At 63.5% G+C, this 6,762-nt stretch carries 7 protein-coding genes; 1 reads left to right on the forward strand and 6 read right to left on the reverse strand.

The window, feature by feature from the left end:
- Window positions 1-88: 88 nt before the first annotated feature.
- Entirely contained in the window at window positions 89-448 is a 360-nt protein-coding gene (locus HT737_RS00510) for a DUF6124 family protein (protein WP_182400953.1), read from the forward strand.
- Window positions 449-505: 57 nt separating this feature from the next.
- Here HT737_RS00510 and HT737_RS00515 read toward each other — a convergent pair whose 3' ends face one another.
- From HT737_RS00515 to glgX, 6 genes are all read right to left on the reverse strand, one after another.
- A complete protein-coding gene (locus tag HT737_RS00515; RefSeq protein WP_047294177.1) occupies window positions 506-1,264 on the reverse strand; it encodes a PIG-L deacetylase family protein in 759 nt (252 codons plus the stop codon).
- A gap of 164 nt (window positions 1,265-1,428) precedes the next feature.
- Window positions 1,429-2,109 (reverse strand): glycosyltransferase family 2 protein, encoded by a 681-nt coding sequence (locus HT737_RS00520; protein WP_182400955.1) that lies wholly within the window; start codon window positions 2,107-2,109, stop codon window positions 1,429-1,431.
- Window positions 2,106-2,705, reverse strand: coding sequence for an SAM-dependent methyltransferase (locus HT737_RS00525; protein WP_047294179.1), 600 nt, complete (start codon window positions 2,703-2,705; stop codon window positions 2,106-2,108). The genes HT737_RS00520 and HT737_RS00525 overlap by 4 nt, the downstream gene beginning before the upstream one ends.
- On the reverse strand, window positions 2,702-3,475 hold the full coding sequence (locus tag HT737_RS00530) for a PIG-L deacetylase family protein (RefSeq protein ID WP_182400957.1): 774 nt from the start codon (window positions 3,473-3,475) through the stop codon (window positions 2,702-2,704). The genes HT737_RS00525 and HT737_RS00530 overlap by 4 nt, the downstream gene beginning before the upstream one ends.
- Entirely contained in the window at window positions 3,472-4,470 is a 999-nt protein-coding gene (locus HT737_RS00535) for an acyl-CoA dehydrogenase family protein (RefSeq protein ID WP_182400959.1), read from the reverse strand. Before HT737_RS00535 ends, HT737_RS00530 begins: the two co-directional genes overlap by 4 nt.
- A 1-nt stretch (window position 4,471) precedes the next feature.
- The gene (gene glgX, locus HT737_RS00540) at window positions 4,472-6,631 is read right to left on the reverse strand and encodes a glycogen debranching protein GlgX (protein ID WP_047294185.1); all 2,160 of its coding nucleotides are present in this window, start codon (window positions 6,629-6,631) and stop codon (window positions 4,472-4,474) included.
- Window positions 6,632-6,762 lie beyond the last annotated feature (131 nt).

The following is a 6,762-nucleotide window of genomic DNA, read 5'->3' on the forward strand; positions in this document are numbered from 1 at the left end:
CATTTCAAAACAAGATCAAAAGATCGCACCTGCGGCAGCTCCTACAGGTCATCATTCATTCAAAATGCCTCGATCGGAGTTCCAGCTGATGTCCGAAACCCCGCCCAATCCGCCGATCACAGAATCGGTTTCGCCGTACGAATCCCTCAACTCCAGAAAACTCCACGAAGCCGCCGAACGCGCCCTCGACCACTACCTCGCGCCCGCGCAGATCATGGCAACGCCGTACACCCCCAGCAGCATGTTCCTGGTCAACCCGCAAACCGATACCGAATCGCTGCTGGCCAACGCCTGCGAGTCCCTGGCCTCGGCCACGGTGATGCTCGGTGATTTCGCCGGCACGCTCGAAGGGCCGGGCCGTCATACGGTGTTGGGCATCGCGCAGGTGGTGATGCTGGGGGAGCTGGCGGTGAATCAGGCACTGGATAATGTGGTGCCAAAGGAATAGGCGCCGGCAGTACTGGCCTCTTCGCGAGCAAGCCCGCTCCCACAGGGGAAACGTGTTTCAGATGAGCACGATTTCGTACGGCAAGCGCATGCGCTCGAGGATCACCCGCGGCAGCATCGGCGCAATGCCGATCGCCGGTTCGCCCTTGAGCTGGCTGGCATAGGCGTGGGTGGCGTGACTTTTGCGCGCCACGGTCCAGGTGTCGAGTCGCAGTTTGCGCGCACGTTCCCAGGGAATCAGGTTCTGCTCGCGTTCCGGCCAGTGCCAGGCCCAGACCGGCACGTCATGGAAGGTCGCGCCGACTTGCGCAGCCGCTTGGGCACTGGCACGGCCGACCGCTTCATGGTCGTCGTTGCTGTCGTTGCGCCAAGTGCTGAACACCACGTCGCCGGGGCGCAGGTAGCGCGCGATGAAGTGGGTGATGTCAGCCTCGCAGTCGAGCAGCGCGTTGTCGGTAAACCCGCCGCGTACCCATTTCAGACTGTGCATCGGCAGGCCGAGCCGGCGCAGGGCTTCGACGCTTTCCTGGGGACGGAATACGCTCAGGCGTTTTTCCGACCATTGTCGTGAACCCGGATGGCTGGCGCTGCCGTCGGTGATCGACAGCAGTTGCAGCGGATGACCGAGGCTGGAGAGCAATTGCAGAAGCCCGCCACAGGTCACCACTTCATCACCCGGATGCGGGGCGACGACGACGGCGCGAGCGCCGGGGGGAACGAGGCTGTGGGTGTTGATGACGGGAATGTTGTCCAGCTGCGGGGCGCTGTTCCATATCTGCGCCGGCAGCGAGTGTTCGCTGAGGAATAACGGTTTCATGGGTATTACGTCCTTGTTGTCTCTGGCCCTCAGTCGCGTCTGCACCGTGGAAAATCAGGCGCACGCGACCCGTGAAGGCGGATGAATTGCCGTGCGTCGCTCCGAACCCTGGATTGCCGCGCAGCAGAGTATTGCTCATGAAAGTCGATTCGTCGCGTCACAGATCAATCTGATCCGCTTTTTTTTATGTCTATCTGTACCATTTTCCGCAAGTAATCACCGAATCCGCCCCGGGCTCGGCTGTCCAGACGGGCGCTGGTGTGCACTTGCGGGCGATGGCTCCAGGCGATGTCGGCACCGGACAGCTCCAGTTGCCGCACCAGTTGGACATCTTCATCGCAGGCCAAAGGTTTGAAACCCCCGGCCCAACGATAGGCGTCTGCGCTGATTCCAAGGTTGGCACCGTGAATGTGCCGATGCCCGTCACGCGCCTGATAGTGGCTGTGATAGCGGATTTGCGCGGCTTCGTCGAACGATTGATCCCAGTGTTCGACGGTTACCGTGCCGCATACCGCGTCGGCGCCCAGGCCCAACTGCGCCACCAGCCAGTCGTCGGCCACGCGGCTGTCGGCGTCGGAGCAGGAGATCCAGCGTGCACCACGCTCCAGCAAAACCTGCGCGCCGGCGGCACGGGCCTGGCCGACGTTGCGAGCGTCAATGTGCAGACTCAGCACCGGAAAGCCGCTGACAATCTGTGCCGACCGGTCGGTACAACTGTCGAGCACCACCAGCACCTCCACCGGTTCGCCGGCCAGCAGTCCGTGTTTGCTGGCGCGCAGGGCGGCTGTCAGGCACTGCTCGAGCAAGTCTTCTTCGTTGTGCGCGGGAATCAGAATGCCAATCATCGCAGGCCCTCCAGTGCGGCCACCGAGCGCGGCTCGCGGCTCCAGACCTCAAGGATGAAGTCGGCTTCCTGATGCAGCGCCAGACGCGGCAGCGGCAATTGTTCGTGAATCAGGTCATGCACCTGGCGGGCATTGAGCGGGCAGCCGTCGATGGGCGGGCGCCAGTGGCAAGCGAGCAATTGCCCGTCTGCGGTCAGGGAATCGCTGATGCGCCGGATCACGTCTGTCAGATCCTGGGCATCGAGGTAGTAGCCGATTTCGCTTAATACAATCAGGTCGAATTTTTCTTCCGGCCAGTCGCCGGGCAGGCGACTCTGGCGGACTTCGGCGTGGTCGAACAGGCTCAATCGGCTGCGCGCCAGATTCACCGCCGCGCTGGCAGTGTCGCAACACAGCAGGCGGTCGCAGCGGCCAGCCAGTTCGGCACTCAATTCACCATTGGCGCATCCGGGTTCGAAGATCGCCCGATAATGCGCGCGGGGCAGGGCCGCGAGGGTGATCGCGCGTTTGCGTTGTTCGTACCAGCGCTCGCGAAACGCCCAAGGGTCATCGCTGGCGCGGAACAAGCCTTCGAAGTAGCGATCATCGACACTCACAGGAACACCACTTCGAAAGGTTGCAGCAGCCGATCCAGCACGTAGGGCGCCAGCACCGGTTGCAGCCCGGCTTGCGGGTCGCCTTCCAGTTGGCTGGCAAAGGCATGCACCGCGTGCCGTTTGCGCGCCACTTGCTCGGGTGATAACAGGATTTTGCGTGCGCGCTGCCACGGCACCGCGGCGTCTTCGGGGGAGGCCCAGTGCCAGGTCCATACCGGCAGTTCGTGGCAGGTGGCGCCGACCCGGCGTGCGGCCTCGATACTGGCACGGCCGACGGCTTCGTGATCGCAATGGCCGTCCTCGCACCAAGTGCTGAACACCACATCGCCGGGGCGCAAATGGCGTTCGATGAACGCGACCAGCGACGTTTCATCCTCGGCCACCTGGCTGTCGCTGAAACCGCCGCGCAGCCATTTCATCCGGTGCAGGGGCACGCCGAGGCGGCGCAGGGCTTCCGCCGATTCCTGCGGCCGCACCACGCTCAGACGTTCGACCGGCCAGCGCTCGGAGCCGGGATGACTGGCGCTGCCATCGGTGACCGAGATCAGTTGCAACTGCCGCCCGGCGGCGGCCAGCAACTGCAGCATCCCGCCGCAGCCGAGCACTTCGTCGTCCGGGTGCGGCGCGACAATCACCGCCCGCGCGCCCGGTGGCACCAGACTGAGGACATCGACGCTGTCCAGCGCCGCCAGGTGCCGGGAATGCTGCCATTGCAGCAGAGACGTGCCTTGGTGGCCGATGATCGGATCGGGTTTGTTCGCGACATTCATAGCGTCCACGCCTCCTCAGGGTATTCGGCCAGCGCTTGGCCGAGCGCGGCAAGGTCACGCTCGGCATGGCTCTGACGCAGGAACACCGGCAGATCGGCGTTCAACCGGGCGAAGTGTCGATCCTTGCAGAATGGCCCCGCGCCCAGCGCCCGACCGGTCTCGCGCATCACTTGCTCAGCCGATTGCTCGACCACGGCGCGAGCACGCCGGGCTAACAGTTCGGCATCGGCTTCGGGATGCGCATCGATGTGCAGCGCACTGAAACGCAGCACATTCGCCGCTGCGTACAACGCCGCATCGACCGCACCGAGGTGGGCGAGGGCGTGTGGCTCCTGGCGTTGCGCGCAGTGTTGCCGCAGTGCCTCGGCGATCTGCCGCGCCGCGCCGTACCAGCACGCCGCGATGCCGATCCCGCCTTGCCAGAAACCCGGACGTTTCTGGTAGTCGCCGGGTTCGCCGATGGCCTGGGCTTCGGCGCCGTCGAACAACACTTCGACGCTGCCGGTGGCACCCATGCCGACCGCTTGCCAGCCCTGATCGGTGATGGTCACGCCCGGTTGATCAAGCGCCACCGCCACCAGTTGCTGACGATCTTCGGCGTCCCACGCGGTGAGCAGCGCATGGCTGAGCACCGCCGCCCCGGAACACCAGGCCTTGCGCCCGTCGAGACGCACCATGTGCCCGGCCGGTCGCACGTGCACCCGCGCCTGCGGCGGTTCAGCGGCCCACATGCCCCAGGTGCTGCCCGGCGTGGGCGTACCCCCCAGCTGTTCGATGATCGCCAGTGCGTCGGTGTGGCCTTCGTAGAGTTTGCACAAGCCCAGGTCGTGTCCGCCGACTTCGGCCAGACGCTGAAAACGCTCCAGCGTAAGGCCGCTGCCCGGTAACGGCAGTTGATCCAGCCCGGCTTCGACCAACGCCCGCAGGCAGTGGCCGAGGGCGGCGGTGTCGGCGTAGTCCGGCGGGCGGCGCGCCAGATAGTGTTGCAGGTCCATATCAGTCTTCTTCTTCGCGTTGCAGTTCGAACAGCAGCAGCGAACGGCCGGTGACCGAGTATTCATGGCCGAACTCGAAGCGCTCCTGACCGCGAATGGCCGGTTGATTGGTATCGATCATGCAGGTCCAGAAACTGCCTTCGGGCACTTCCGGCAGGCTGAAATTGACGATGTCGTGATGGGCGTTGACCACCAGCAGCAGCGTCGCGTCGGCACCCTTGCGGCGGATCCCGGTCTCCTGCGCACGGCCATCGAGCAGCATGCCCAGGCAGCGGTTATGCGCGTCGTGCCAGTGTTCGGTGGTCATCTCGGTGCCATCCGGCGCCAGCCACGTGACGTCCTTGACGCCGATGTCCTCGTTGTATTCGCCGACCAGGAAGCGCCCACGGCGCAGGATCGGATATGCCATGCGCAATTTGATCAGGCGCTTGACGAACTTGAGCAGCGCCTTGCCATCCTCGCTCAGGTCCCAGTTGACCCAGCCGATCTCGCTGTCCTGGCAATAGGCGTTGTTGTTGCCGTCCTGCGTGCGGGCGAACTCGTCGCCGGCAACGATCATCGGCGTGCCCTGCGACAGCAGCAGCGTGGCGAAGAAGTTGCGCATCTGCCGGTGGCGCAGCGCGTTGATCTCCGGATCGTCAGTCGGGCCTTCGACGCCGTGGTTCCACGACAGGTTGTTGTTGCTGCCGTCCTGGTTGTTCTCGTCGTTGGCCTCGTTGTGCTTGTCGTTGTACGACACCAGATCGTTGAGGGTGAAACCGTCGTGGGCGGTGATGAAATTCACCGACGAATACGGCCGTCGCCCACGCTGGTTAAACATCTCGCCGGACGCGGTCATGCGGCTGGCGAAGTCGGCAACCTGGCCGTCGTCGCCTTTCCAGAACGCGCGCACGGTGTCGCGGAATTTGTCGTTCCACTCGACCCAGCCCGGCGGGAAGTGGCCGACCTGATAGCCACCGGGGCCGCAGTCCCATGGCTCGGCGATCATTTTCACCTGGCGCAGTACCGGGTCCTGACGGCAGGCGACGAGGAAACTGTGGCGTTCGTCGAAACCGTCGTGATAACGCCCGAGAATCGTCGCCAGGTCGAAGCGGAAACCGTCGACATGCATTTCGCTGGCCCAGTAACGCAGCGAGTCGGTGACCATCTGCAGCACGCACGGGTGGCTCAGGTCGAGGGTGTTACCGGTGCCGGAATCGTTGATGTAGTAGCGCTTGTCGTCCGGCATCAACCGGTAATACGAGGCGTTGTCGATACCGCGCATCGACAGGGTCGGGCCTTGTTCGTTGCCCTCGGCGGTGTGGTTGTAGACCACGTCGAGGATCACTTCCAGATTGGCCTCGTGCAGGTGCGCGACCATCTCCTTGAACTCGGCGATCTTGCCGCTGGCCAGATAGCGCGGGTCGGGGGCGAAGAAGGCGATGCTGTTGTAGCCCCAGTAGTTGGTCATGCCCTTGTGCAGCAGGTGCTGGTCATTGACGAACGCGTGAATCGGCAGCAGTTCCACCGACGACACGCCGAGTTTGCGGATGTGTTCGAGCACATCATCGACCATCAACCCGGCGAAGGTGCCACGCACGTTCTCCGGCACCGACGGATGACGCATGCTGATGCCGCGTACGTGGGTTTCATAAATGATCGTCTTGTCCCACGGCACGCTGACGCGATGGTCGTTGCCCCAGGTGTGCGCCGGGTCGATGACCTTGCATTTGGGCACGAACGGCGCACTGTCGCGCTCATCGAAACTGAGGTCGGCGTCGGGGTGGCCGATGGTGTAGCCGAACAGCGCCTCTGACCATTTCAACTCGCCAACCAGTTGCTTGGCGTAGGGGTCGATCAGCAGTTTGTTGTGGTTGAAGCGGTGGCCGTTGGCCGGGTCATACGGGCCATAGACGCGGTAGCCGTAGATCAGCCCCGGGTGGGCGTCGGGCAGGTAACCGTGGTAGATCTCGTCGGTGTATTCCGGCAGTTCGATACGTTCGAGTTCAACTTCGCCGGCGTCGTCGAAGATGCACAACTCAACCTTGGTGGCATTGGCGGAAAACAGCGCAAAGTTGACCCCCAGACCATCCCAGGTCGCACCGAGCGGGAAGGGCAGGCCTTCACGGATTCTCGACGGTTCAGCGTGCGCTGCGGGCTCGGCTTTTTTTGGACTGGTCATGATTGCTCCTGCAAAACGGGTTGGTTCGAATAATCAACGGTGGGAAAAGAATCTGTGGTGAGGGGATTTATCCCCGATGGGTCGCGCAGCGGCCCTGTGACTGCTTTGCAGCCGATCGGGGATAAATCCCC

Source organism: Pseudomonas sp. MD195_PC81_125 (assembly GCF_014060985.1).
Classification (GTDB): domain Bacteria; phylum Pseudomonadota; class Gammaproteobacteria; order Pseudomonadales; family Pseudomonadaceae; genus Aquipseudomonas; species Aquipseudomonas parakoreensis.